General features: G+C 72.3%; 24 protein-coding genes. 12 read left to right on the top strand and 12 right to left on the bottom strand.

Annotated elements, in window-relative coordinates; all coding sequences use genetic code 11:
• Positions 1–96: 96 nt before the first annotated feature.
• Positions 97–798 (bottom strand): Crp/Fnr family transcriptional regulator, encoded by a 702-nt coding sequence (locus CLV40_RS32720; RefSeq protein WP_104482887.1) that lies wholly within the window; start codon positions 796–798, stop codon positions 97–99.
• A gap of 186 nt (positions 799–984) precedes the next feature.
• Between CLV40_RS32720 and CLV40_RS32715 the strand changes: the two genes are divergently transcribed.
• Positions 985–1791, top strand: a complete 807-nt coding sequence (locus CLV40_RS32715) for an SDR family NAD(P)-dependent oxidoreductase (RefSeq protein WP_104482886.1) — start codon at positions 985–987, stop codon at positions 1789–1791.
• Positions 1792–1971: 180 nt separating this feature from the next.
• Complete coding sequence (locus CLV40_RS32710; protein WP_104482885.1) at positions 1972–3504, top strand: alpha/beta hydrolase; 1533 nt, start codon at positions 1972–1974, stop codon at positions 3502–3504.
• A gap of 67 nt (positions 3505–3571) precedes the next feature.
• Here CLV40_RS32710 and CLV40_RS32705 read toward each other — a convergent pair whose 3' ends face one another.
• From CLV40_RS32705 to CLV40_RS38540, 3 genes are all read right to left on the bottom strand, one after another.
• On the bottom strand, positions 3572–4420 hold the full coding sequence (locus CLV40_RS32705) for a DMT family protein (protein ID WP_104482884.1): 849 nt from the start codon (positions 4418–4420) through the stop codon (positions 3572–3574).
• 185 nt (positions 4421–4605) lie between these two features.
• Positions 4606–5505, bottom strand: coding sequence for an AfsR/SARP family transcriptional regulator (locus CLV40_RS38545; RefSeq protein WP_181043888.1), 900 nt, complete (start codon positions 5503–5505; stop codon positions 4606–4608).
• A gap of 149 nt (positions 5506–5654) precedes the next feature.
• Positions 5655–6773 (bottom strand): PLL family lectin, encoded by a 1119-nt coding sequence (locus CLV40_RS38540; protein WP_181043887.1) that lies wholly within the window; start codon positions 6771–6773, stop codon positions 5655–5657.
• Positions 6774–7076: 303 nt separating this feature from the next.
• On the opposite strand from CLV40_RS38540, the gene CLV40_RS32695 reads away from it, so the two are divergent.
• The 3 genes from CLV40_RS32695 to CLV40_RS32685 all read left to right on the top strand — a co-directional run bounded on the left by CLV40_RS32695 (position 7077) and on the right by CLV40_RS32685 (position 11461).
• Positions 7077–7580 carry a YbaB/EbfC family nucleoid-associated protein gene (locus CLV40_RS32695; protein WP_181043886.1) on the top strand — a complete coding sequence of 168 codons (504 nt, stop codon included), beginning with the start codon at positions 7077–7079 and terminating at the stop codon, positions 7578–7580.
• Between the two features lie 70 nt (positions 7581–7650).
• A complete protein-coding gene (locus CLV40_RS40450) occupies positions 7651–10548 on the top strand; it encodes a type VII secretion system-associated protein (protein WP_146108346.1) in 2898 nt (965 codons plus the stop codon).
• Positions 10549–10609: 61 nt separating this feature from the next.
• Complete coding sequence (locus tag CLV40_RS32685) at positions 10610–11461, top strand: toll/interleukin-1 receptor domain-containing protein (RefSeq protein ID WP_104482881.1); 852 nt, start codon at positions 10610–10612, stop codon at positions 11459–11461.
• Positions 11462–11480: 19 nt separating this feature from the next.
• Here CLV40_RS32685 and CLV40_RS32680 read toward each other — a convergent pair whose 3' ends face one another.
• Positions 11481–12404 (bottom strand): hypothetical protein, encoded by a 924-nt coding sequence (locus CLV40_RS32680; RefSeq protein ID WP_104482880.1) that lies wholly within the window; start codon positions 12402–12404, stop codon positions 11481–11483.
• 479 nt (positions 12405–12883) lie between these two features.
• Between CLV40_RS32680 and CLV40_RS32675 the strand changes: the two genes are divergently transcribed.
• Positions 12884–15760: an AfsR/SARP family transcriptional regulator gene (locus CLV40_RS32675; protein WP_104482879.1), complete on the top strand. Its 2877-nt coding sequence runs from the start codon at positions 12884–12886 to the stop codon at positions 15758–15760.
• Positions 15761–16086: 326 nt separating this feature from the next.
• Here CLV40_RS32675 and CLV40_RS32670 read toward each other — a convergent pair whose 3' ends face one another.
• The 5 genes from CLV40_RS32670 to CLV40_RS32650 form a co-directional block, all read right to left on the bottom strand.
• The gene (locus CLV40_RS32670) at positions 16087–16350 is read right to left on the bottom strand and encodes a helix-turn-helix domain-containing protein (protein WP_104482878.1); all 264 of its coding nucleotides are present in this window, start codon (positions 16348–16350) and stop codon (positions 16087–16089) included.
• Positions 16350–16835: a helix-turn-helix domain-containing protein gene (locus tag CLV40_RS32665; protein WP_104482877.1), complete on the bottom strand. Its 486-nt coding sequence runs from the start codon at positions 16833–16835 to the stop codon at positions 16350–16352. Before CLV40_RS32665 ends, CLV40_RS32670 begins: the two co-directional genes overlap by 1 nt.
• 202 nt (positions 16836–17037) lie before the next feature.
• Positions 17038–19107, bottom strand: coding sequence for a xanthine dehydrogenase family protein molybdopterin-binding subunit (locus CLV40_RS32660; protein WP_104482876.1), 2070 nt, complete (start codon positions 19105–19107; stop codon positions 17038–17040).
• Positions 19104–20102, bottom strand: coding sequence for an FAD binding domain-containing protein (locus CLV40_RS32655; protein ID WP_104482875.1), 999 nt, complete (start codon positions 20100–20102; stop codon positions 19104–19106). Before CLV40_RS32655 ends, CLV40_RS32660 begins: the two co-directional genes overlap by 4 nt.
• Positions 20099–20605, bottom strand: a complete 507-nt coding sequence (locus CLV40_RS32650) for a 2Fe-2S iron-sulfur cluster-binding protein (RefSeq protein ID WP_104482874.1) — start codon at positions 20603–20605, stop codon at positions 20099–20101. The genes CLV40_RS32655 and CLV40_RS32650 overlap by 4 nt, the downstream gene beginning before the upstream one ends.
• 161 nt (positions 20606–20766) lie before the next feature.
• Here CLV40_RS32650 and CLV40_RS32645 point away from each other — a divergent pair, with 161 nt between their 5' ends.
• Positions 20767–21285 (top strand): OsmC family protein, encoded by a 519-nt coding sequence (locus CLV40_RS32645; RefSeq protein WP_104482873.1) that lies wholly within the window; start codon positions 20767–20769, stop codon positions 21283–21285.
• Between the two features lie 461 nt (positions 21286–21746).
• On the opposite strand, the gene CLV40_RS32640 is transcribed toward CLV40_RS32645, so the two are convergent.
• Positions 21747–22682 (bottom strand): NHL repeat-containing protein, encoded by a 936-nt coding sequence (locus tag CLV40_RS32640; protein WP_104482872.1) that lies wholly within the window; start codon positions 22680–22682, stop codon positions 21747–21749.
• Between the two features lie 68 nt (positions 22683–22750).
• Positions 22751–23734, bottom strand: coding sequence for a TIGR03557 family F420-dependent LLM class oxidoreductase (locus tag CLV40_RS32635; RefSeq protein WP_104482871.1), 984 nt, complete (start codon positions 23732–23734; stop codon positions 22751–22753).
• An 88-nt stretch (positions 23735–23822) separates the two neighbouring features.
• On the opposite strand from CLV40_RS32635, the gene CLV40_RS32630 reads away from it, so the two are divergent.
• The 5 genes from CLV40_RS32630 to CLV40_RS40635 form a co-directional block, all read left to right on the top strand.
• Positions 23823–24737 (top strand): chromate transporter, encoded by a 915-nt coding sequence (locus CLV40_RS32630; protein ID WP_245931715.1) that lies wholly within the window; start codon positions 23823–23825, stop codon positions 24735–24737.
• Entirely contained in the window at positions 24674–24925 is a 252-nt protein-coding gene (locus CLV40_RS40015; protein ID WP_245931714.1) for a chromate transporter, read from the top strand. Before CLV40_RS32630 ends, CLV40_RS40015 begins: the two co-directional genes overlap by 64 nt.
• Positions 24926–25158: 233 nt before the next feature.
• Positions 25159–25500 carry a hypothetical protein gene (locus tag CLV40_RS32625; protein WP_146108345.1) on the top strand — a complete coding sequence of 114 codons (342 nt, stop codon included), beginning with the start codon at positions 25159–25161 and terminating at the stop codon, positions 25498–25500.
• 141 nt (positions 25501–25641) lie between these two features.
• Positions 25642–25995 (top strand): alpha/beta fold hydrolase, encoded by a 354-nt coding sequence (locus CLV40_RS40445; RefSeq protein WP_104482869.1) that lies wholly within the window; start codon positions 25642–25644, stop codon positions 25993–25995.
• Between the two features lie 24 nt (positions 25996–26019).
• On the top strand, positions 26020–26191 hold a 172-nt coding region (locus CLV40_RS40635; RefSeq protein ID WP_219824066.1), incomplete at its 3' end, for a transposase domain-containing protein.

The raw sequence follows: 26191 nt of genomic DNA, 5'->3' as shown, positions 1-26191 counted from the left end.
ATGGTCGGCGTGACCGCCGCCGCTACCGGTATGGGCGATTGGTTACGGTGCGTAGCGGAGTGTGGTCGAGAGGCTGAGCGATCGGTTCGGGACCGATCAGTCCGCTTCGGTGGGGGCGGTGCGGATGAGTGAGCGCAGGACCGCTGGCTTGGCGATGGTGTAGCGCTTGCGGGCGTTGCTGATGATGCCCCGGTCGCGCAGCATCGCCATGGACCGGGCCACCGCGCGCAGGGAGGCGCCCACGTGGTTGGCGATGTCCAACTGGGTCAACGGCATCTCGACGCTGATGCCCTCCGGGCCGGGCGTCCCGTGGTCCCTGGCCAACCGCAGGAGGTAGAGGGCCAGGCGGCGGGTCACGTCCATGGTGGTGATGTCGACGCGGACGGCTTCGGCGTCGCGTAGGCGGGTCGCGATGGACTTGATGACCGCCAGGGACAGGTCGGGTTGTTCGCGGACGCAGCGGACGAAGACCGGGCCGCGGACCTGGAGGACCTTGACCGGTTCGATCGTGCGCACGGTGACCGACCTCGGCATGCCGAGGATGGCGGCCAGTTCCCCGATCACGTCGCCGGGGCCGCGCAGGGCGAACAGGATCTCGGTGCCGTCGTCGGTCAGCGTGGAGACGCGCACCCAGCCCGCCAGCAGGATGTGCACGTGGTCGGTCGGGTCGCCCTCGTGCATGAGCACCTCGTTGGCCGCGTAGGAGCGCTCGCTCCCGGCGTCGCGCAGCCGCAGGGTGTCGCGTTCGTCGAGGAACGAGTACAGGGATCCGACGACGGGGCTGACCGAGTTCTCCATCGATTCTCCGACCGGCGCTCGACTACCCCGCCACAGTAGCGGGGACGGCGGTCCGGGGGTGGGAGGTTGGGGAGGTCCGACCTCGCAGGCCGGATCGGTTCAGCGGATCGGGCGATTGACGCCGCAACCAAACCGGCCGGGCGGTGTTCCTCCGGGTGCGGAGTTCGCCGAACGGAAGGACACACAGTGGATCTCGGACTTGACGGGCGCGTCGCGGTGGTGACCGGGGCGTCCCGGGGGATCGGGTTGGCGGTCACGCGCGGGCTGCTGGACGAGGGCGCCCGGGTGGTGGCGGTCTCCCGGACCACGGGCCCCGACCTGGCCGCCCTGGAAGGCCCGGCCCTGCGCCACCTCCCGGCCGACCTCACCGACCCCGACGCCCCCGAGCGGGCCGTCGAGGCGGCCGTGCGGGAGTTCGGCGCGCTCGACGTCCTCGTCAACAACGCGGGCGGACCGCCGCCCGGCACGAAGTTGCCCCGCGCGTCCTTCTTCGACGCCGACGACGCCGACTGGGCGGCCATGCTCGACTTCAACCTGATGACCGCCGTTCGCGCGGCCCGCGCCGCCATCCCGCGCATGCTCACCGCGGGCGGCGGCGCCATCGTCAACGTCTCCACCACCCTCGCGGTCGCGCCCAGTCCGGTGAACGTGGACTACGGCGCCGCCAAGGCCGCGGTCAACAGCCTGGGCAAGGCGCTGTCGGAGGAGTTCGCGCCGCGCGGCGTCCGGGTCAACACGGTCTCCCCGGCCGGTGTCCGCACCCCGTGGTGGACCGACGCCGACGGCGCGGCCGACCGGATCGCCGCCATGGTCGGCGCCGACCGGGAGGAGGTCCTCGACTCGGTCGGTCCCCGGATGCTGGGGATGCTCACGGGCCGGCTGATCGATCCACAGGAGATCGCCGACGTCGTGCTGCTGCTCTGCTCCCCGCGCTCCGGCAGCACGACCGGCGCGAACTTCACCGTCGACGGCGGCTCGGTGAAGGTGTTGTAGCGGCCCGGGAGGGCGTTGCGCGTGGCGCACCGCCCTCCCGTCCGATAGTCCTGTGTGGATGATCGATCTCTCGATGCCCTGGTATTCGGGAAATCGCGAGATATCAGACATTGTGCCCGGTGGAACCGACTGGAATTCTGCTCGCGATTGTCCGAATTGTGTGGCGAAGCGGAGGCGGGCGTGCGGCGGATCATCCGGGCCGTTGGCGGTGTGGCGGCGACAGTGGCGGTCGTGCTGGGGGTGGTGCCGTCGGCCGCGGCGCACCAGGGGCCGCGGTTGGCGTGGTCGCCGTGCGTCGAGGACGTGACGGCGGAGTGCGCGACGCTGAGCCTGCCGGTGGACTGGGCCAAGCCGCGCGGTGCGCGGTTCGACCTCGCGGTGGCCCGGCGCACGGCGACCGACCCGCGCAAGCGGACCGGGGTCCTGCTGATCAACCCCGGCGGCCCGGGCGGCTCCGGCGTGGACTTCGCCCTGGAGGCCAACACCTTCTTCAGCCCACGCGTGCTGGAGCGCTTCGACGTCATCGGGTTCGACCCGCGCGGTGTGAAGCGCAGCGCGCCGGTGGAGTGCTCGGTGGACGTGCTCGCCCGCCAGCCCTCGCTGTACCCGGCCAACCAGACCGAGTTCGCCGCGCTCGGCGCGTACAACCGCGAATTGGCTGCCGACTGCCGCAGGCAGACCGGTCCGATCTACGACCACGTCGACTCCCTGTCGGTAGTCCGCGACATGGACGCGCTGCGCGTCGCGCTGGGCGAGCGGAAGATCAACTACTACGGGTTGTCCTACGGCACGCTGATCGGCGCCCAGTACGCCGAGGAGTTCGGCGGCAACATCCGGGCCATGGTCATGGACTCGGTCATCGACCACAGCAACGGCGTCCGCAAGTTCACCGAGGTCTCCTCCGCCACCACCGAGGACTCCTTCGCCGAGTTCGTGGAGTGGTGCGACCGCACGACCTCGTGCGCGCTGCACGGCCGCGACGTCCCGAAGGCCTGGGACGACCTGCTCGCCCGCGCCGACCGCGGCGAGGTCGTCGACCCCGCCGACCCGACCAGAGCGGTCGACTCGACGGAGATCATCTACACCGCGTTCGACCTGTTCTACCTGCCCGCGTGGGACTGGCTGGCCACCAGCATCCGCGACTGGGAAGCCGCGGCTCCCACGACCCGCGCCGCCGCGCCCGGGGTCCGCACGGGCACCGAGACCGCGCAGGCGCCGTTCGCCGCCGTGTTCTGCCAGGACTGGGACTTCCGGGTGCGCGACCACCGCGAGTTCGCGGCACTGGTCGACCGCGCCAACCGCCTGGCCCCGCACATGCGCGGCTCGATCCTCGCGCACATCGCCACCACCGGCTGCGTCGGCCTGCCGGACAAGGTCAACAACCCGCAGCACCGGCTGGACGTCACCGACGCGCCGGACCTGCTGATGATCAACGCCAAGCACGACCCGTCGACCGGTCACGAGTGGGCGACCAACGTGCACCGGCAGATCCGCGACACCGCGACGCTGGTCACCTACGAGGGCTGGGGCCACCTCGCCTACAACCGCACCCAGTGCACCCGCGACGTGGTGGACAACTACCTGATCACCGCGAAGACCCCGCGCGCGGGCACCCGGTGCGCCGCCGCCGAGCCCACTACGGCCGCCGCGCGGTCGGCGGCTCCGACGGTCCAGCTGCCGAGTTCGGTCGTCCGAGCCGGCTGGGGCTGGTAGGCACCCACCGCGCAGCGCGCCCCGCCCGAACCCGGGCGGGGCGCGCTGTCGTGTTCGGGGGAGTTCGTCAGACCTGGACCGGCAGCTCGTCCGGGTGGGCGTCCCGCGCGCGGGCCAGCTGCATGACGCCGAGGGCCGCCGTGATCCCGCAGGCGACGGCGAGGGTGATGGCCACCGTGCCCGCGCCCAGCTCCTCGCCGAGGAAGACGACGCCGATCAGGGTCGCGCTGGCCGGGTTGACCAGGTTCGTCACCGCGAGCGGCGCGCCGAGGCCGTGCCGGTAGGAGCGTTGGGTGAGGACGGTCGCGGCGATCGCGTAGCTGCCGATCGCGGCGATGGTCAGGATCGTCACCGGCTCGGCGAGGATCGCGAGGCCGCGGTCGCCGAAGTGGACCACGGTCGTCTGGCACAGCGCCGAGCACACCGAGAACGCCAGCCCGCCCGCCGTCGCCTCCCACAGCGGCGACGCGCCGGGGCGGCTGCCCTGCACGCCCAGACCCACGACGAGCACCGCGCTGACCGCGAGCAGCCCGACGAGTTGGCCGGTGCCGAGGGCGGCGGACTTGCCGCTGGTCGAGATGATGAGCGTGAGCCCGGCGAGCCCGACGACGGTGCAGGCCATGCCGGTCAGCTCCAACCGGGTGACCCGCCGCTTCGCCGACAGCGCCGCCACCGGCACCGCGATCACCAGCGTCAGCACCCCCAGGGGCTGGATCAGCGACAGCGGCCCGAACCCGAGCGAGACCACGTGCAGCGCGGCCCCGGACGCGTTGAGCACCTGCGCGACCCACCAGATCGGCACCCGCGTCAGCTCGCGGACCGTCATGTGCGCGAACCGCGCCTGGATCAGCGCCGCGACCGCGTAGACGATCGCGACGACCACGCACAGCCCGACCGCGATGACCAGATCACTCATGACGTGCCCCCGCCCGACCTCTCCCACCCGAACCGAGCAGGACCCACCCAGCGTCGGCACACTCCTCGACCATAACCCGAACCGGTGACGCGTCGCCGCCGATCGCCCGAACCGTGCCGTTGCCCGTGGTCACACCCGGAGGACATCGGCAGCGGCCGTCCGTCGAGGACGGTTCCGCCCCGACCTCACACCGATGGTGTGCCGAGGCGGGCCTGCCGCGCGCCGAACAGCGCCACGTACGTGCCTGACGGCGGTCCGCCGCGCGGGTCGGACAGCACGCGCAGGACGGCGGTGTCGTCGCGGGGCTGGGCCGGGTAGGTGTTGAGGACCTGCTGGAAGGTGGTGCGCAGCACGGGGCCCGGCTCGATCCCCAGGTCGTCGACCAGCCGCGCGCGGAGGGTGTTCAGCGCGGCCAGGGCCTCGGCTTGGCGGCCGCAGGCGACGAGCAGCCGGGCCCAGCTCGCGTAGACGGCCTCGTCGGTGGGGCGCTCGGCGGCCAGGGTGGCGAGGGTGGGGACGGCTGCGGCTGGCCTGCCGACGGCGGTGGCCGCGTCGGCCAGGGCGCAGGCGGCCGAGATCCGGGACAGGTCCCAGCGCACGGCGGTCGGGAAGGCGGCGGCGACGGGGTGGCCGTCGAGGACCGGGCCGCGCCACAGGGCCAGCGCGGCGAGCAGGCCGTCGACCCGCAGCGCCGGGTGGGCGGCCGGGTCGAGGCCGTCGGCGACCAGGTGCTCGAAGCGGGCCGCGTCCGTGCTGGTCGTCGGGCCGGTGACCAGGTGGTAGCTGTCGTGCTCGCGGTGGATGCGGGTGTCCGGGAACTCCGCGCGCAGCCAGGCCCGCAGCCGCGACACCGCCACGTGCACCGCCTTGTGCCCCGAGTGCGGGGCCGCCTCCGGCCAGGCCAGGTCCAGCAGCCGGGGCCGCGGCACCGGGCGACCGGCCAGCGCCAGCGCGGCGAGCACGGTGCGCAGCACGCCGACCGGCAGGGGCACGTCGACGTCGCCGCGGCGAGCCCGGAACGGTCCGAGCACCTGCAACTCGCCTGGGGGCACACCCGCCTCCTCGCCGGTTACGGATTCCCCCACCAGGCGTACTTCCCGACCTGGGGGAGCGCGGTACTGACTATGCCACTCCCGGCGATCACGGTGGGGTGACGCGATCGGGGCCCGAACAGGCCGAACCGGTCGGTCGACCGCCCTGCTCGGCGCAGCGCGGTCAACCGACCGGGAGGCGGTCAGTCGACGATGGACCACTTTCCGTAGCCGCCGTCCGGCTCGACCTGGGTGCTGGACCACACCTGGCGGTCGGTGCCGACGCCGAACACGGCCAGCCTGCCGTCCACGTTCACCGCCACCGCGGCGCCACCGGCGAACTTGCCGCCGATCGACGCCGGGCCGGAGTACTCGGCGCCGGTCGGGGTGTTCTGCGTGACGGTCCAGTAGGCGTTGTCCGTGCCGCGCCCGTAGACGCTGATCCGGCCGTCGGCCTGCCTGCTCACCGCGAACGCCTCGGTGGCCCACACGCCGCCGAGGTAGCCGTAGTCCGGCTCGAAGGCGCCGTTCGGCTCGGCCTGCGTCCGCACGTAGAGCCCGTTGTTGCCGCCGAGCACGAACACCCGCAGCTTGCCGTCGACGCCGCGCTGCGCGACCGGCTGCGCGATGACGACGCCGCCGAGGTAGGTGTAGTCGGGCTCCCACGCGCCCGACGGCTCCGCCTGGGTGCGCGTGTAGAGGGCGCCGCCGCCACCGACGACGAACGCGGTGATCCGGCCGTCGGCGTTCGGCGCGGCGTACGGGCTGCCGGTGATGCCGCCGCCCAGGCCGGTCCACGTGCCGGTGGTGCCGCTGGGCACGTCCTGCTTCCACGTCCACAGGTCACCGGCGGTGCCGCGGACGAACACCGAGATGGTGCCGTCGGAGTTGCGGGCGGTCGCCGGGTCGTCGGTGATGCCGCCGCCGATGCGGGTCCACGGGCCGAAGGTGCCCGCCTCGGTCTGCACCCGCCACCACAGCGCGTTGTCCGTGCCGCGGCCGAAGACCGTCAGCAGACCGTCCGAGTTGCGCTCGACGACGGGCTTGCCCGCCAGCTGTCTGTTCCCGATGTTGCGCCAGCCACCCCAGCCGATCCCCGGCTGGGCCTGGGTGTCGTACCACAGCGACCGGTCGGCGCCCCGGGCGAACACCGCCAGCGACCCGTCCACGTCCCGCCCGACGGCGGGGGACAGGGTGGCGACCGGTCCGAAGTCGACCTGCGCCGGTTGGACCACCCGGGCGCTCGCGGCGGGCGCCATGGCGACCACGGCGGTCGCGGCGACCAGGGCACCGGTCAACACCCGGTGGAGTGATGCGCGCATCACGCTTCCTCCTCGTCGTGGACGGCGCCGCGGCGGAGCGGGGGCCGCTCGGTCGGACCGGGCGCGTCCGCGGCCAGGGTCGCGGCGCGCGTTTGCCGGGCGCTTGCCCGGCGGTTGCGCGGCACTGATGCCGCGGTCCGACCACCGGATCGGGCCGCCGGACTCCCGCGAGCGTCACCGGGCACGCGACCGAACGGGGGGCGCGTCCGCCGAATGGCCCAGCGGCGTGAAATCGGTGTTCGACTCCGCGCCCGCCGCCCCTTGTGCCAGGGTGGGGGTGGAATTCGGTATGGGGAGCTGTGGATGAAGACGCCGGACGAGTGGCTGCGGGACTTCGAGGACAAGATCGCCGACGCGCGGGCCAAGGCCGACGCGATCGGCGAGGGCATGGCACACGCGTCGGCGACGGCGTCCTCGCCCGACGGCGCGGTGACCGTCACGGTCGCGCCCAACGGGGCGCTGACCGACGTGCGGCTGACCGCCGCCGCGATGACCAGGCAACCGGCGCAGCTCGCCGCCGAGATCACGGCCACCGCGCGCAAGGCGCAGCGCACGGCCGGTGAGCGGGTCGCCGAGGCGTTCGGCGCCGCCGCGGGCGGTGCCGGGGCCGAGACCTACCGGCTGATCACCCAGTACCTGCCGCCGCCCGAGGACGACGAGCCGGAGGAGCGCCGCTACGCGCCCGGCGCGGTCGAGGACCCGGACGAGCCCGCCCCGCCGCGCCGCCCGGCACCGCCCGCCCCGCCGCGGCCGGTGGCCGACGAGCCGGACGACGACTACGGGGACGAGTCCATCTACAGGCGTTGACCGGTCCCGCGCACCGCATACGATGCGGTCGACCGTCTCCGCCCGTCGACCAACCGAGGACCCGCCGACTGTGACGTCGTCCCCTGTGCCAGGCCGTGATTTCGCCGTCTTCGGCAACGAGCTGCTGCGCTACACCCCGGGTGAGCACGGATACGCCATTGTGGACAGTGAGGTGGCGGGCGGCAGGCCGGTGGACGCCGGGTACGGTCGCACGGCGTGGTCGGTGCCGCTGTCGGCGTTCGAATCGGTGTTCCAGCTGTACACCAAGCGGTTGGTGGACGGTGCCGCCGAGGTGGTCGAGTTCGACCCGGTCGCCGGGCTGCTGTCCGAGGTGCCCGTGGTGCAGGTCCGGTGGATGGCACCGCTGGGCGGGGTCTGGCCGCAGTTTCCCGCCGTGCACGTGGGCGGCCTGCCGGTCGGTGGGTTCGAACCCGTGCGCGACGCCACCATCGACGCCGTGCGCGCCGCCGCGCCGGCAGGGTGGCGGCGGGTGAAGGTGTCCTGCCACGCCATCGGGTACGGCATGGAGATCGTGGCCGAGGTGACCGGCGCGGACGGGGAGACGCGGTCGTGGTCGCCGCCCGCGATGGTGGGCCAGTGGTTCCACCGCTGGCGGATGCGCGCGTATGAGGCGATCTGGGGCACCTGGTACTCGATGTCCTACGAGCTGACGCCGGACGAGGTGGTCGAGTCCGCCGCGTTGATCGAGGGACCGCCGCCGTCGTTGCTGGGCGCGGTCGGCGATGGTGCCGACGAACTGCGCATGCTGCCCCGCCAACCCCAGGTGGTGCCCGAGTGGATGGCCGCCGCGGCGGTGGCGGTGGTCGGGCGCGACCAGGTCAACGGGTGGCACCCCCACCCCGATCCCGACGCGGGTCGCGTGGACCTGGCGCCGGTGTTCGACCACGGGACGCAGTGGTACCGGCCGATGGTGAGCAGCCGGGAGGCGACCGCGGTCCTGCGGTACCTGCGCGAGGCCCCGGTGGTGCTGGCCGCTCGCGGTTACGGGCCGGACGCGTTGGCGGACAAGCGGGACCAGGTGCCGATGGCGTACCACACCGACGGTCGTTGGGTGTGGCCCGCGGCGGTGGCGTACTACCTGGAAGAGCACAAGGTGCCGCCCGTCCTCGCGTTGGTCGACCACATCCGGCAGAACCGCTACCGGCTGCCGGACGTGGTCCCGGCCGCGGCGCAGGACCGGGCGCTGGCCGCGGTCACCGGGCAGGACACCGTGAGCGACGCCGACCGGCGCGAAGCGGTCAAGACCGTCCAGGAGGCGGTGCTGCTGTGCCGGACGTCGCCGCGGTTCTTCTCGTTGGAGGCACACCGCAGCGGCGCGTGGTGCCTGGTCCGCGACGGTGACTGGTGGCTGGTCTACCGGGCGAGCGGCGACCACCGGGTCGACCCGGTCCGGTTCGGGGACGCGCGGTCGGCGGCGGCCTACCTGGTGGGGCAGCTGGTGATCCACCGCGACGCCCAGGTGTACACAGTGGACGAACCGCTGCACTGGTGGCAGGTGTCGACGGCGGTGCTCGGCCACGAGGACCCGTCGCTGAGCCAGTTCGAGGACATCCGGGTCACCGTGATCGCCGACGTCGAGCTGGAGCGGTACGGCTCCACCGGCGGGAACCTGCTCGTACCACCGGACACGCAGCCGCACCGGGTCGCGGCGACCGGCACCGACCCGCACCACCGCTACCGCCTGAAGGGGTCGTGGCACGTGGTCGCCGCCACCCACCCGTCGGGGGCGGAGGCGTACCTGCTGCCGGAGAGCGTCCAGGCGTTCCTCGACCGCGGCGACCTCGTCGAGCGCGTGCCGGAGGTCCCGAAACCACTGGCCCCCAACTCGTTCTCGCCGACCCGGGCCATCACACCCCCGCGCCCCGGCACCGCGCCGGGTGGTTCCACGCCATCCGGTGCCGCGCGGTCGTCCGCGTCGTCCGGTCCGCTCGCTTTCGGGCCGTCCGGTCCGGGGGTCCCGCCCCCGTCCGCTCCGGGCGGGCCGTCATCCGGTCCCGGCAGGCAGGCTTTACCCGGTTCCGGCGCCGCGCGGTCGTCCACACCATCCGCGCCGAACCCGCTCGGACCGTCGAGTCCGGGCACACCCGTTCCCGCCAGGCCCGCGCCACCCGTCCCGAACCCGCTCGCGCCGCCGGGCGGCTCGTGGCCTTCCGCGCCATCCGTTCCGGTCGTTCACGGACCATCCGGCTCCTCGTGGCCGTCCGGCGCTCCCGCACTGTCCACTCCGGCCGTCCCGCCGCCGTTCCCCACGCCGAGCACCCCGGGGCACGCCCAGCCGCCCCCTGCCTTCCCCGCGCCACCGGTCGCCCCCGCCGGGTTCCCGCCGCCCCCGGGGCCCGGAATCCCTTCCCCGCCAAGCGCTTCGCCCGTCCCGGTCCCCGGCCACCCCGGTCTCCCGCCGATCAGCGACGGTCTGCGCCAAGAGGCCCGCCGCACCCCCAACGGCTGGGTCTACTGCGCCGACCCGGACATCGACCCCCGCTACGTCGAGGGCGTCCCCAACGCGGCCCTGCTGGGCGCGTACCGGGTCGGCCCCCACGGCGACCTGACCGGCGAGACCTACCTCAACCCCGACTACCGCCCCAGCCCGCGCAAGCAGGGGTTCCCGCCCCCGCTGTGCGACTTCGACGCCGTGGTCGCCTTCGTCGCCGTCGGCTGGTCCCCGCAGCGCCACGTGCCGCACGCCGCCCTGGAGGCCACCGTCTACCTGGACACGCCGCCGGGCCCCGTCAACTTCACCTTCATGCCCGACGGCAGGCGCTACCTCGACGCCTACACCGCCCCCGAACACCTCCCGCCCCACGCGGTCCACGCCGTCCAAACCACAACCCGCAACCTGCTCCCCATCCTCAACGGCGCCACCCTGCGCCTCAACCAGGGCGGCAGGCTGTCCATCGAGATCCCCGCCGAGGACCTCATCGCCGCCGACCTCGCGACCCGCCGCTAGCGAACGGGTGATCGCGCCGCGCGGGCACTAACACCCCGACCCGGTCGCGCGATCCCCGGTCGTGTCCGAACACGCGGGGACCGCGCCGGAACCACCCGCCGCCCTGCGCCGGGTGCTCGTCAGCCACTCCCGCCAGGACTCGGCCACGGCGCGGGCGATCGGCACGGCCCTGGCCGACGGCGGCATGCACGTCCTGCTCGACGAAGGCGCCTTCGGCTCCGGCGAGTCCGCCGCCGCCCTGGTCCAACCCCACCTCGCCGGGGTCGACGTGCTCGTCTCGATCGTCGAACCCGGGACGATGGGCAGCCACTGGGCGGAACCGGCGGGCCACACCCGACCCGACGGCGTCAGCGCCCGGGGGCTGACGGTCGTCCCCCTCCGCCGCGTCGCGGGCGGCTCCGGAACCGGCCTCGGCAAGCTCTTCCTGCCCGTCGCCCCGGCCGCCGGACCCGCGGTGGCGGACGACGTGCGCGCGCACCTGTCGGCCCTGCGCGCCGTGTCGGTCCCGCCGACCCGGGCGGGACCGGTCGTCGTCCGGCCGCCCGTGCCGGACGAGGTCCGGCCACCGCGCGACGACGGTTCCCCGGGCAGCGGCCTGTACGTGGTGCCGCTGCCGCTGTCGGAGACACCCGACCGGGCCTGGGCGGAGCTGTTCACCGAGCACTGGCGCCGCCCGCCCCGCTGGCCGCCGCTCACCCACCGCCCCGACATCGCCGAGGTCGTGGACAACCGGCTGCTGCTGCGGGGGACGACGGTCCACGAGGTCAACGGCCGCCATTGGGAAACACTGCGCTTGGTGCTCGCCGTCACCAACGAACAGCGCACCCGCGACGGCGCGGCGGGTGGCACGGACGTCCGGTCCTGGCGCCAGGCGGTGGACCGGATGCTCTCCGACTTCCAGTCCGACGACTGACCGCGCTCGACCGGCGGCCTCACGGCGGGTCGTGCGGACGCGGTGGCGCGTACGGGCGCACCGCCGCCCGCCACACGGGCTCGTCGAGGCCGAGCAGCAGGTACATCACGTTGCGCAGCCGCTCCGACGCCTCATCGGGGCAACTCGACACCAGCGCGGTGATCAGCTCGCCGACCGAGCCGTCCACGGCGGACGCGAGTTGGGGCAGCAACGCGGCTCCGAGGTCGATCCGGCCGACCGCGCGGGCCAGTTCGTCGGCGATGCCGCCGGGGAAGGCGCGGTGCGTGGCGGCGACGAGCCGCACCGGTATGCCCATAGCCGCCGCGTACACCGTGGTCGAGCCGAGGTCGCCCAGCACGTGGTCGCTGGCGAGCACCGTGGCCTGCCAACCGGATTCGGGCGGCACGACCAGCAGACCCGCTCGGCGCGCGCGGGCCAGCACGCGCGTTTTCCCGTGCGCCGCCCAGATCGCGGGGTGCAGCACCGCGGCGACCCGGGTGTCGTCACCCGCCTCGTCCACCAGCCGGTCGCACAGGTCCGGGTGGCGCCCGAACAGCGACTCGGCGCCCCACGTGGAGCACACCGTCACCAGCCGCGTGCCGGGACCGACGCCGAGTGCGGACCGGTACGCCGCGCGCCGGTGCGCGCTGGCCCGCATGCGGTCCAGGCAGATGTCACCCGACACGACCGCGGCGGGCAGGACCTCCGGACGGGTTCGCCACAGGACGTCCACATCGGTCAGGTGGGGCAGCGCCAGCGCGGACGGCAGGACGCGGCCTCGGTAGGTCGGCGGTTCCCGGTCGAGGCGGGCAGGGGTCCCCGCGCCGGGCTGGAACACCAACACCTCCCCGGAGACCTCGCCGACGTGCTCGTGGCGGGTGGTGAGCACCAGATCCCACCGCGAGCGGACCGCGCGGGTCCACGGAATCGTCTCCGCGTCCATTTCGGCGAAGGATTCTGCCAATCCGTTCCAGCTTTTCCCGTGTGCCGGCACGGTGCGCACCAGCCGAATCCGCTTGTCGGACTCCAAAAGAGGGAACAGTTCCATCAACCGGGTGCCTTCGGTCATCGACGACATCATCACCAAAACGGTTTTACGGTTCGCCCCGGTTGGCCGGAAACCGCGCTCGAACTCGGTCGGCCCCTCGGCCCGGCACGCCTCACGCATGTCGACCCCCACTCTTTCCCCGTGCTGCCAACGAGATCGAGTCTCCGGGTGCGAACCGGCCGATCAACGGTGCGCGCCATGGTGATCGCGCTGTCCGCGGACAGCGCGCGGACAGCGGGCGGACATCCCAGCGGACCGGGCTGGTCAAAAACCTGTCAGTCGTCGAATCGGCTGAGAAATTTCGAGACTTCGGCCCTTGGGGTCAGTAACATCGACTATCCAAAAAGGGGAGGACAGGCCACGGGGGTGGGCAGGTGGACGCTGTGTTCGGGGTGCTCGGGGAAACGGCCATCCGCATCGATGGTGTTTTCCAGACCCGGGGCAAGCCGAGGGAAAGGGCGGTGCTCGCGGTCCTGCTGGCGCACCCGATGGAGGCGCTGTCGCTGGACCGCGTGCTGGAGTACGCCTGGCCGAGCACCTCGGCGCGGCCCACCAACGTCGCGGACACCGTCTACGGGCACGTCAGCCGCTTCCGCAAGCAGGTGGAGGCCGCGCTCGACGGCGTGCGGGTCGTGCGCGGCAAGTCCACGGTCCGGCTCGACGTCGGGCGGGAGCACGTGGACGCCTTCCAGCTGATGGACCTGGTCGACCACGCGCGCCGGTGCCTGACCGGCGGGCAGGCCACGAAGGCCCGCGAACTGCTCGGCGCCGCGGTGCCGCTGCTGCGCCGCGGCACACCGCTGGCGGACGTGGATTCCCAGTGGGCGCGGCGGTGGCGCGCGCAGGCGTCCGCGCTGGAGCCGGCGCGGGTGTACGCGATGCTCGTCTCGGCGATGCTGGCGCTCGACGAGTGCGACGACGCGCTGGCGGTGATCGAGGACGTCCAGCGGACGTTCCCCGGCGACGAGAGGTTCATCGACGGCAGGCTGGCGGCCCTGGTGCGCGTCGGCCGCGCGGCCGAGGCCGAGGACTACCACCGCGAGATCCGCCAGGTGCTGGCCGCGGACGGCGACCGCGAAGGCGTGGCCCGCCTCGACGAGAAGTGGAAAGCCCTGCGGGTCAACGCGCACGCCGCGCACTCGGAGGCGCCCGGTACCGCGCCCGCGAAACCCCGCCAGTGGCAGCTGCCCCAGGACATACCGGGGTTCGTCGGCCGCGCCGTCGAACTGTCCGCACTGGACACCGCACTGTCCGAACAGGAGGGTCGAGCGCTCCGGGTCGTCACCGTCGACGGCATGGGCGGCGTCGGCAAGTCCTCGTTGGCGGTGCACTGGGCCTGGACGCTCAGGAAGCGGTTCACCCACGCCTTCTACGTCGACCTGTGCGGCCAGGCGCGCGACGAGGAGGGCGTGGTCAACGAGTTGCTGGCCAAACTGGACTGGACGGCGCTGGAGGCGTTGCCGCTGGTGGCCCGCCGCCAGCGGCTGGGCGAACTCCTGGCGGACAAGACGGTCCTGCTCGTCCTCGACAACGTCTCCGCCGCGCTCCAGCTCGACGAGTTGTTCTCCCTGTTCACCGCGGGCACCGTGGTCCTGGTCGGCAGGCAGCGGTTGAAGGGCCTCACCCGCTTCGGCGCGGTACGGGTCAACCTGCCCACGATGACCGCGGCCGACGCGCGGCGGTTGCTCGCGGGCATCATCGGCGCCCGGGCGGAGCGGGAGGCGGACGCCTGCGCGGAGCTGGTCCGGCGCAGCGGCGGCCTGCCGCTGGCCATCGTGCTGATGGGCGACGGGGTCGCGGCCCGGCCCGGGGTGTCGGTGGCGGAGTTCACCCGGACCCTCGGCGACCGGTACGGGACCGAGCCGGACCTCAACGCGACCTTCCTCGGCTCCTACCGGGAGCTGGCGGAGCCGGAACGGCGGCTGTTCCGGCTGATCAGCCGGGCACCCGGGTGGGAGGTCTCGCTGGCGGCCGCGATCGCCATCGACGACCGCGGGCCGGGGCGCACCCGCGCCAGCCTGGACGTGCTGGTGGACAACAGCCTGGTCGGCCAGCCCGATGACCTGGGGCACTACCGCCTGCACGCCTTGGTCCGCGACTTCGGCAAGCACCGGGCGGGCCGCGACGAGTCCCCGGCGGACCTGCGCGCCGCCGACCAGCGGGTCCTCGAGCACCTGCTGGTGTCGGCGGTCGCCGCGCACACCCTGTACCAGCCCGAGCAGAGCGCGCCGCCCCCGCTGCTGACCCCCGGGCGGGACAACCCGCCGGTGGACCTGGCCGACGCGGCCGAGGCGGGACGGTGGTTCGCGCGTGAGCGGGAGACCCTGGTCGCCGCGGTCGGGTACGCGGTGGACCGGGGCTTCCACCAGCAGTGCTGGCGCCTCGCCCAGTCGTTGCAGAGCTACCTGGACAGCGTCGGCAGGCACGAGCAGACCCGGGTGGTGCTGCTGCACGCCGTCCGGTCCACCCAGGAACTGGGTGACGAGGACGGCCTCGCCTCCACCCTGCACGACCTCGGCACGGTGCTCACCAGCATGGGCAGGTTCGAGGCCGCCCGCCGCGCCTTCCGCGAGTCCATGCGCCTGAGCAGGCTCTTCGGCATCGAGCCGGGGACGCGCCGCACCCTGCACCAACTGGCCCGGCTGGAGATCCAGACGGGTGATTACCCGCGCGCGGCCGAGCTGTACCAGGAGTGCCTGGCCAGCGCGCTGGCGGCCCGGGACCAGGAAATGGTGACGTGGTCGCGGTACGGGCTGGGGGACACGCGGCTGGAGCAGGGGGACCTGGCGGCGGCCGCGGACCACCTCCGCGCTGCCCAGCACGACGCCGAGCGCACGGGGAACCGGCCCGTGCGGGCCTGCGCCATCCTCGGTCTCGCCCGCATCCACCTGGCACAGGGGCGGTTGTCCGACGCCCACGAACTGGCGGCGACCGCGCGCAACCTCGCGTACGAGCAGGCGCACCTACCTCTCACCGCGCGGTGCCACACGGTCATCGCGCGCATCCACTACCGCACCGGCGAGTACGAGCGGGCGCGCGACCTGTGCCGTACGGCGGTGGACCTGCTGCGCGGTGCCGGGGATGTGTGCTACCTGGCGGTCGCGGCCGAACTGCTCGGCGACACGGAGCTGGCCCTGGGTGACCGGGCGGCGGCGGTCGCCAACTACGAGTGGGCCCGGCAGCTCTGCACCCAGCTCGGCGTCGCCCCTGCCCTGGACCGGCTCAGGGAGAAGCTGGGCGAATCCCGGTAGGCTTCCCAGGGGTGCTGGGCTATTCCCGCCGGGACGGTCCATGTAGAGCGCGACTGCTCGCCTATCTAGTTGCCTGACCAGCAAGAAGACCTTCTGTGGCCCCCTGTCACTCGATGAGGTGAAGCGTGGGGCTATCCTGTGTCCACTTGTCGCACGGCGGACACGAAAGGCCTATCGAATGGCGAGTTTACCTTCGCACGTACGGCTGAACCCGAGCGTGGTGCCTGCGGCGGCGCGGAAGTCCGATCAGGTCACATCTCGCAGTGTGGTATCCCGTGACGCCGACTACTGGCGAACCTGGAAGAAGAAGTAGTGGAAATAGCTGCTCAGCCGCTAAAAGGCTGAGGTGTCGCGCGGTCGAGGAGGTCGGGCGCCGACACGTCGAGGACGTCGCAGATCTCCAGGAGTCGGTAGAGCGAACACCGGCGCCTGCCTTGCTCGTAGAACCTTATGCTCTTCTCTCCGGTGGAGGCGAGCGCCGTGGCCAAGGTGCTCCGGTTCCAGCCGCGGGCCTGTCGGGCTGTCATGATCTCGGCGCCCAGCCGCCTGGTGAACTCGCGCTCCCAGTCTGGTCCACTGTGGATGGACATCAGGCATCGCTTCGTTCGGCCGTGTATTGCCAGAGGGTCGACAGCAGGTCGACGATGTCGCGCTGTGCGGCCATCGCCATGCCGCGCACTTCGGTGAACCGCACCTCGTCGACCGCGGCCCGTCGCGAATGGACATCCTCCGCCCACTCCCGCACCTCCCCGGGAATGTCCGGGTCCGCCAGTAGTGCGGTGAAATCGATGCGGAGTGTGGGTTCCGGCCCACCTGAGAGCCGTCGCAGCGCGAGGGCCAGAATCCTGCCCGGGGACACCTCCAACGCCTGGCACAGCATGACGAATCGCGCGGCCGGAATTCTGCGCAACCCGTACTCGTAGGTCCTGAGTGTCGTGGGGTCCACCGGCACGGCCAGTTTCTTCGCCACCGCGTGCCGGGGGAGATCGGCCTCCTCGCGGGCGGTGAGCAGCAGAAACCCGATTGTTTCGGCGAAGGCAACGGGGTCGGGGAGCCGTGTCGGTATGTCGGTCACGGTGGCCTCCCCGGAGTGTCCCGAGGAGTTACATCGTGGGTAGCGTAGGATTGTTACGTTCGTGCCGTCGCCACAAGAGGCCGCATTGGTCGGCTTATGCCTGGCAAGGCTGGAATTTAGAAGAATTCCGCCGAAAAACTGGCCAAATCGTGGACACGGCAAGGTGTCTTGGTATTCAAAACTCTGTTTCCGACCGCGGCGTTCACGGCAGGTGGGGTAGGAGCTTGTCGAGGGTCAGTGGCAGGTCCCGGATGCGGGCGCCGGTCGCGTGGTGGGCGGCGTTGACGATGGCGGCGGCCGTGCCCACGATGCCGATCTCGCCGATGCCCTTCGTGCCCATCGGGTTCACGTGCCGGTCGTGTTCGTCGATCCAGTCCGCCTCCACGCGGTAGGCGTCGGCGCAGGTGGCGACGTGGTAGTCGGCGAAGTCCTGGGTCACCACGTGGCCGAAGCGCGGGTCCAGGACGCTGGTCTCGTGCAGGGCCATGGACAGGCCCATGGTCATGCCGCCGATCAGCTGGGAGCGGGCCGTGCGCGGGTTGACGATGCGGCCCGCGGCGAACATGCCGAACAGCCTCGGCACGCGGATCTCGCCGGTGTCGGCGTGGACGTGGACCTCGGCGAACTGCGCGCCGAAGGCGTACATCGCGTACTGGCCCTGGGCGGGGTTCGAGCCGATCTCGCCGGTGGCCTCCGCGCCGTCCGGGGGTTCCGTGCCGTGCTTCTCGCGGAACGCGCGCGCCGCCTCGACGATGGCCGAACCCCAGGTCGAGATCCCCGACGAACCACCCGCCACCGACGCGTACGGCTGGTCGGTGTCGCCGATCCGGGCCTCCACCAGCTCCACCGGCACGCCGAGGCCGTCCGCCGCGATCTGGGCCAGCGCGGTCCACGTGCCGGTGCCCAGGTCGGCGGCCCCGATCGACACCACGTACCGGCCGTCGGCGTAGCGCAGGTGGGCGGTCGAGTGCGGCATGCGGAACGCCGGGTACACCGATGACGCGACCCCGGTGCCCACCAGCCAGTCCCCGACCCGGTGGCGGCGCCTGCCCGACCAGCCGAACCGCTCCGCGCCGGAGCGCAGGCACGCCACCAGGCCCCGGCTCGAGTACGGCTTGCCCGACGCCGGGTCGACCGCGGGCTCGTTGCGGACCCGCAGCTCGATCGGGTCGACGCCCAACTCCTCGGCCAGCTCGTCCATCGCGACCTCGTTGCCGAACATGCCGGGGCACTCGCCGGGCGCGCGCATCCACGTCGGCACCGGCACGTCCAGCGCGGCCAGCCGGTGCGAGGTGGCCCGGTGCGGCGCGGCGTACATCATCCTGGTGGGCACACCGGCCTGCTCGGCGAACTCGGTCACCTTCGACGTCGGCGCGACCACGTCCATGCCGACCCCGGACAGCACCCCGTCCGCCGACGACGCCAGCCGGGTCCGCATCACGGTCCGGGTGCGGTAGCCGACCAGCGAGAACATCTCCCGCCGGGTCAGCGCCAGCCGCACCGGCCTGCCGGGGAGCGCGCGGGCGGCCATGGCGGCGACGATGACGTTGGCGTGCGCGGCGCCCTTCGAGCCGAACCCGCCGCCGACGTGCGGCGACACGACCCGCACCCGCTCCGGCGCCAGCCCGAACACCTCCGTCACGGTCTCCCGCACGGGGTGCACGCCCTGCGTGGATTCCCACAGCAGCAGGTTCTCCCCGTCCCACAACGCTGTTGTCGAATGTGGCTCCATCGGGTTGTTGTGGTACGTCGCGGTGGTGTACGTGCGTTCGACCGTGACGTCGGCCGTGCGCATGGCCGCGTCGAGATCGCCCTGCGCGGTGTCGGTGGGGTAGCCCGCGTTGACCTTCTCCGGCTTGTAGAGGTCGTCGCGGTCGGGGGAGAACGCGGTGTCCTGCGGTTCCTCGGTGCACGCGACGCGCGCGAGCCGCGCCGCTTCCCTTGCCGCCTCGGAGGTCTCGGCGATCACCGCGCCGATGATCTGGCCACGGAAGGCGATCGAGGTGTCCTGCAGGACGGCCAGCTCATCGTCCCCAGTGGACGTCAACTTCTCCGCCGAGCCCGCGCGCAGTACGGTCAGCAGGCCCGGGACTTCCGGTACCTCGATGCCGGTCACCCGGCCCCGGGCGGTGGGGGAGAGCAGCAACCGGCAGAACACCGGACTGTCCACTTCGGCGTCGTCCGCGTACGGCGCGGTGCCGGTGACCTTCAGGCCGCCCTCGCGGCGGACCAGGTCACGGCCGATCGCCTGGCGGTCGGAAAGCGTTGTCACCGCGCACCTCCCAGCTCGCGCAACACGGCCACGAGCGTTCGCGCGACCAACGGGATCTTGAACGCGTTGCCGCCGTCCAGCCCAGCCACGGCCCGCGCGTCGGCGAGTTCGAGCCGCGCGGCCCTGCGGTAGCTGTCCTCGTCCGCGGGCATGCCGCGCAGCGCCTCCTCGGCATTGGTCGCCCGCCAAGGTTTGTGCGCGACTCCACCGAGTGCGATGCGGGCGTCGCGCACGATGCCGTCCTCGACTTCCAGCGCCGCCGCGACGGAGACCAAGGCGAACGCGAACGACGCGCGGTCGCGGACCTTGCGGTAGCGGGACTTCGCGGCGATCGGCAGCGCGGGCAGGGTGATCGCGGTGACCAGGTCGCCGCGCTCCAGCACGGTGTCGCGCTCCGGGGCGTCGCCGGGTAGGCGGTGCAGGTCGACGAACGGGATCACCCGAGTGCCCCCGGTGCCCAGCACCTGAACCTCGGCGTCGAACGCGGCCAGCGCCACGGCCAGGTCCGACGGGTGCGTGGCCACGCACTGGTCGGACGCGCCCAGGACCGCGTGGTAGCGCGTGTAGCCGCCGACGGCGGAGCAGCCCGTGCCCGGCTCCCGCTTGTTGCACGGGGTCGTGGTGTCCTGGAAGTACACGCACCTGGTGCGCTGCAACGGGTTCCCGGCTGCCGTCGCCATGTTCCGCAGCTGCCCCGACGCGCCGGACAGCAACGCCTCCGCGACCGCCGGGTACCGGGTGCGGATCCGGCGGTCGGCGGCCAGGTCGCTGTTGCGCACGGCCGCGCCGATCCACAGACCGCCGCCGTCATCGTCGCGGATCTCGTCCGAGGTCACGGCGTTGACGTCGACCACGACCTCCGGTTCGGCGACGCCGAGCTTGAGGTGGTCGAGGAGGTTGGTGCCGCCCGCCAGGAACACGGCCGCCGGGTTGGCGGCGACGGTGTCGACCGCGGCGCCCGCGCTGGTCGGCACGCGGTAGTCGAAGGGCGTCATGACCCGCCCGCCACGTCCAGCAGCGCGGGCACGATGTTGGCGTACGCGCCGCAGCGGCAGAGGTTCCCGCTCATCCGCTCCGCCACCTCGGACTCCGTCAGGTCGGGCTCGGCGGCCACGTCCGCGCTCGCGTGGCTGGGGTGTCCTTGGGAGAACTCGGAAAGCATGCCGACGGCGGAGCAGATCTGGCCGGGGGTGCAGAAACCGCACTGGAAGCCGTCGTGGTCGAGGAACGCCTGTTGCACGGGGTGCGGCCCGCTCTGGCCGAGGCCGCGCGCGGTCGTCACCTCGGCCAAGTGGCAGCGGACGGCGAGGGTGAGGCAGCTCAGCACGCGTCTGCCGCCGACCAGGACCGTGCAGGACCCGCATTGCCCGTGGTCGCAGCCGCGCTTGGGGCTGGTGTTGCCCACCCGTTCGCGCAGCGCGTCGAGCAGCGTCGTCCGCGGTTCGATCCTGAGGTCGTGCTCGGCACCATCGACTCGGAGCGTGACGTCGGTCTCCACCCCGCTACGGTACCCAGACCTTGCCCCGTCCAACCGCTCCAAGCGTGTACCACACACGGATGGTCCCCGCCGCCCGTCCCGCCATCCGGGTGCGCTTGCGGCCGGTCGCGGGGCTGGGGAGGCTGCCGGAAACGCCCCCCGACGAGGCTTTGGAGCGACCCATGACGACCCAGGTCCGGCTCAACGACGTGGACATCGACGCGGTGGGGGCGCTGGTCGGCGCCGTCCAGGCGGACGCGACCAAGGCCGCCACCACCTGGGCCGCGCACGTCACCTGGACGGGTGGTTTCCGCTCGGAAGCCCGAGTCCGCGGCTTCACCCCCACCCCGTCCGACGAACCCACCGCCCTCGGCGGCGGGGACAGCGCCGCGAACCCGGTGGAGCAACTGCTGAGCGCGCTGGGCAACTGCCTGGCCGTCGGCTACGCCGCCAACGCCACGGTCGCCGGAATCCGCCTGGACGACCTGCGGATCGACCTGAAGGGCGACATCGACCTGCGCGTGTTCCTGGGGCTGGCGGAGGGGCACGCGGGGTTCGACAGCATCACGGCGAAGGTGACGATCTCGTCACCCGCGTCGCGGGAGGAACTGGAGACGCTGCACGCCAAGGTCATCGGCAGCTCACCGGTGGGCCACACGCTGGGCAGCGCGGTCCCGGTCACCATCGAACTGGCGGGCTGACCGCAAGTCGATCGAGCCAACCCCCACCGCTGGCGCGGGTTATCCCCATGCCTCGTCCGCATCCACAGGATTTCGCCACCCCGTGCTCCGCCCTGCTCCGCCGATAGACTGGAGCAGGGCTGTCCCCCAGGGGAAGGGCGGGGGCTGCCCGGAGTCCGGGCGGTGGCAGGGGACAGTCGGGTGCCGCTGGACTTGGTGGCCTCCGCGATCGCTGAGTGGAGCAAGATCGCCGGTCCGCCATTCACCTGCGAGCGCGAGTTGAAGGCAGAACCCAACGGGTCCGCTGCTGTTCTCGCGATGCGTGCGCGAGTACGGCGGTGTCCCGCCCTATCTCCGGCGCATCCCAGCTACCGCTTGGCTGCCGGCAGGGGAGGACACGTGGAGTCCGGGCGCTGGCAGGGGTAGTTGGAGGCGGGTGACCGGGTGGGTCCGCCCGGGCGTGGGTGGACCCACCCTGGCTTCTAGAAGCGCGGCACGGACACCGCGGTGTAGGTGGTGGTTGGGGTTGGTGGGGTGCTGAAGCGGGCGTTGACCGCGTACAGGCTCTCGCCGTAGTTGGCGATGGTGGTGGCGGTGTCGAAGCGGTAGTCGCTCAGCCTTCGTTGGAGGGTGCCGGTGGTGCCGTCGGGTGAGAGGGCAATTTTGGCGATCGTGCCGCGGCCGTTCTCCATGACGTACAGGTCTCGGCCCAGGCGGAGTTGGCCGTCGTTGCCGGTGACGGTCTGGGTGCCGATGTCGACGGTCTTCGCCGCGCCCGTGGCCGGGTCCACGCGGAACAGTTTGCCCGTGGCGGTTTGGCCTACTATCAGGGCCTTTCCGTCCGGGGTGGTGACGATTCCGTTGCCGTTGAACGAGTTCGGTACGTTCTGCCAGTCGCCGGTCAGGGGGAGGGTGGTGAGGGGCTTGCTCGCGTCCGGGAGTTCTCCCTTGGGGCCCAACGGGAGCTCGTACAGCGAGGCGTTGTTGGAGTCGGTGAACCACACCGCGTCCCGGGCGATGGTGACGTCGTTGAGGAACGCGCCGGTGGTGGGGACCTTGTAGCGGGCCAGGACTTTGCCGTCGTGGGTGTCGATGACGCGGACCTCGCCGCCGGTGCCGCCCGCGACGAACAGGCGGTTGTGGTCGGTGTCCACCTTGAGCCCCACCGACGGCCCGCCCGCGGGCGGGCTCAGCTGCCTGCCCGTGCCCGTGCGCAGGTCGATCTGGTGGATGCGGCCGTCGGCCAGGGATCCGAAGTAGGCCACCGGCCACCGCCCGATGGCGATGCCCTCGGGGCGGAAGCCGTCCGGCAGCCGCAGCTCGTCGGGGAAGCCCGGTGCCTGCGCGGCGGTCGCCACCACGGGCACCGCGAACAGGGCGAGCACGACGCTGACGAACAACGCGATTCTGCGTGTCATCTGCCCGAGTGTGCTTGGACCGGTCCAGCATGGTCTAGACCAAACCGGGTACCGGTGTTGCCGGCGGTTCACACCGACAGCGGCGCCTCGCGCACGACCTGCTCCGCCATCTGCCCCAGCTCGCGGCGCCAGAACTCGAAGAAGGCGTCCTGGTCCGGCCCGATCTGCTGGACGTAGACCTCGTCGTACCCGGCGTCGACGTAGCCGCGGATCGCGGTCGCGTACGGCTCCGGGTCCGGCCCGCACGGCACACTGCGCGCGACCATGTCCGGTGTCACCAGCTCCGAAGCCTGCTCGAAGTGGCGCGGTGTCGGCAGGACCTGCGCGAGTTCGCCCGGCAGCGCGGAGTTCGCCCACAGCCGGTGCGCGGTCCGCACGCCCTCGGCGGTGGTCGCGGCGTGGCAGAACTTGAGTCCCCCTTGAGCGGGCCGGTCGCCGCCGCCCGCCTCGCGGAACGCGCGCACCAGCCCGCTGTCCGGCTTGGTGCACGCGAACCCGTCGCCGACCCGGCCCGCGAGCCGTGCGGCCTTGGGACCGAACCCGGACACGTAGATCGGCACGGGCGCGTCGGGCCGTGTGTAGATCCGCGCGTTCTCCACGGTGAAGTGGTTGCCGTGGTAGGTGACCTCGTCGCCGCGGTGCAGTGCGCGGATCAGCTCGACGGCCTCCTCCAGCATGGCGAGCCGCACGTCGGCGGGTGGCCACCGGTCGCCGAGCACGTGCTCGTTGAGCGCCTCACCGCTGCCGACGCCCAGCGTGAACCGCCCCTCGAACTGCACGGCGGTGGTCGCCGCCGCTTGTGCGACGACGGCCGGGTGGATGCGCGTGGTCGGGCAGGTCACCGCAGTGGTGACCGGCAGCCGCGTCGCCTCCGACAGCGCGCCGAGCACCGACCACACGAACGGGCTCTGCCCCTGCTCGCGGTTCCACGGGTGGAAGTGGTCGGAGATCCACAGCCGCTCGAAGCCCGCCCGCTCGGCCGCCCGCGCCTGCCGGACGAGGTCGTGCGGGCCGAACTCCTCACAAGACAGGAAGTAGCCAAAGCTCACCATGCCCGTTCGGGTACCCGTTGGTCACCGGACAAACCAATGTCATCGGAGCTTCACCCGTGCGCAATGCCCGACCGGGCACGGTTGCTCCATGTCCAGTGAGGACCGTGTGGCGCTGTCCACGATCGTGCGCGAGTGGGGCCGGATCGGCTGCGTCGGCTTCGGCGGACCGCCCGCGCACATCGCCCTGTTGCGCGACCTGTGCGTCGTCCGCCGGAAGTGGTTGTCGGAGCGGGAGTTCGAGGACGGCATCGCGGTGACCACCCTGCTGCCCGGCCCGGCGTCGACCCAACTGGCGATCCTGTGCGCTTGGCGGCTGCGGGGTGCGGTGGGGGCGCTGGTGGGCGGCGCGTGCTTCATCGTGCCCGGGCTGGTGGTGATCCTGGCCCTGGCGGTGCTGTTCCTGGCGGACAACCCGCCCGTGTGGGTGACCGGGGCGGCGGCGGGCGCGGGCGCGGCGGTGCCCGCGGTCGCGCTGCACGCGGCCTGGGGGCTGATCCCGGCCGGTTGGCGGCGGGCGGGCCCCGGGGTCGGCGGCCGGGCGCGGTGGTGCGGGTACCTCGTCGCGGCTGGGGTCGCCGGGGTGCTGACGGGTCCGTGGCTGGTGTTGGTCCTGGTGGCGGCCGGTTTGCTCGAGGTGTCGACGAAGGTGTCGAAGGTGTGGGCCGTCCCGGTCGCGCTGCCCGTCGCGGGCGGCGTCGGAGGACTGGCGTGGGTGGCGGCGAAGGTCGGCGCGCTGTCCTACGGCGGCGGCTTCGTGATCATCCCGCTGATGCGCGAGGACGCGGTCCACACCTACGGCTGGATGACCGACGGGCAGTTCCTCAACGCGGTGGCGCTCGGGCAGATCACCCCCGGCCCGGTGGTCCAGACGGTCGCGGTCGTGGGCTACGCGGCGGCCTGCTCGCCGCGACCATCGCCTTCGCCCCGTCCTTCGCGTTCGTGCTGGTGGGCGGCCCCCGGCTGGACCGGCTCCGGGACAACGAGCGGGCCCAGGCGTTCCTGACCGGCGCGGGCGCGGCGGCGATCGGCGCCATCGCGGGCTCCGCGGTACCCCTCGGCCTGGCGCTGGCGCACCGGTGGCAACTCGGCGTGCTGGTCGCGGCGGTCCTGTGGCTGCTGGTGTTCCGCCGCGGTGTCGTGGCGGCGTTGCTGGGTGCCGGGGTTTTCGGCGCGCTGCTCGCGATTGTTTAGCGGCCGACTGACTCGACGGCCGCGCGTTTTTGGCGGTCGGGTATCGGCCGAACGTCGTAGTATTCCACCGAGCGTGAAGCCTTTGACATGCCTGCGAAAGGCTCGTTACTGTCCGATGAAGGCAATTCGATGCGGTCGGGGAACTGGGGGCTAACGCATTATTGCCGACCGGTTCAGTGCGCCCCGTTGTTTTGTCTGAACAGCGACCAACCACTTGCTACAAGGAGGCGGCAGTGCGCGCAATCACGAGGATGGCGGCGGTCATCGGGGTCGCGGGCTCGATCCTGGGCCTGGCGGGTACGGCGAGCGCCACGACGGTGGCGGACGCCGCAGGCGCGGTGACCACGCAGGTCACCGCCCAGGCGGCGCTCGACCCGTGCAGCGTCTACACGAACAACTCGACCTTCGCCTCGCTCATCTGCAGCGGCATCCCGGGTGAGTACCGGATCAGGGTCAAGTACTGCCGCAGCGGCTGCTCGATCGAATACGGCCCGTGGGTGACGGCTGGTCTTTACTCCGGTGTGAGCTTCCCCAGTGGCGGTTCCATCTCCGAAATCTGGGGCGAGTTCCGCTGAGGCGAGCGTAGGCCCGTCGCGGCCATTCTGGCGCGGCGGGCCCACGGCTGCTAAACTGAAATGGCAAAGACAGTTCCCCGGTTTGCGATTCATTCTCCCCGGTGGCATTCCCCATCCCAGCGAGCTGGGATGGGGAATGCCGTGGGTGAGTTCAAGACCGTTTCCGTCGGTGCCGGGATCGACCTCTGCTACCAACGCCTCGGGCCGGTCGACGCACTGGGTCTCGGCAGCGCGCGGCAGGCCGTCGCGTACGTGGTCTCCGGCGGCCGGACCGCGCGGCTCCGGACGATCACCGCGCGCACGCTGGTCATCCACGGCGGTGCCGACCGGATGTGCCACCCCAGCGGCGGTCGGGCCACGGCCGCGGCCATCCCGGGGGCCGAACTGGTCGTGATCGAGGGCATGGGGCACGACCTCCCCGCCGCGCTGTGGCCCGCGGCTCGTGTCGCTGATCTCCCGGCACATCGCGGGCTAGCCCCAATGCCGGTCGGTTAGGTCATGGCGGGGCTGTAGCCTGCGGTGGTGGATCTTGGGTTGGGTGTGCGCGAGGGCGGCGGTCTGGCCGACCGAGCTGCGGTTGGTGTGCTGACTCGGACGTTTCCGGTGGAGTTGGTCGATCGGGTCATTGACCAGTATTGGCGTCGGGAACAGCGGACCCGCGCATTGCCTGCTCGGTTGGTCTTCTATTTCA

This window comes from Actinokineospora auranticolor (assembly GCF_002934265.1).
Classification (GTDB): Bacteria; Actinomycetota; Actinomycetes; order Mycobacteriales; family Pseudonocardiaceae; genus Actinokineospora; species Actinokineospora auranticolor.
Note: the sequence above shows the minus strand (reverse complement) of the source record. Positions and strands in the feature narration are given on the sequence as shown.